Raw genomic sequence first — 208 nt, forward strand, 5'->3', positions numbered from 1 at the left:
TCGGCCTGCCACACCTCCTGACGGATGCGCGCGTAGGACTCGCCGTGGCTGTGGTCGACAAAATGGCCCGGCCAGTCGTAAACGTCCACCGAGCCCGGCACCGGCGACGCCGGGTTCTGCCGCGCCTGCAACATCCAGGCGTTCGGCTTGCGGAAGTCGTAGTCGTCGGTGCTGTAGATGCCCGGCGTCACGCTCTCCGCCAGCGACC

1 protein-coding gene is annotated in these 208 nt (G+C 68.3%); it reads right to left on the reverse strand.

The window, feature by feature from the left end; all coding sequences use genetic code 11:
- On the reverse strand, positions 1 to 208 hold a 208-nt coding region (locus tag HFD94_RS22885; RefSeq protein WP_181955377.1), incomplete at both ends, for a contractile injection system protein, VgrG/Pvc8 family.

It is taken from the genome of Pantoea sp. EKM20T, from assembly GCF_011800485.1.
Classification (GTDB): Bacteria; Pseudomonadota; Gammaproteobacteria; order Enterobacterales; family Enterobacteriaceae; genus Pantoea; species Pantoea agglomerans.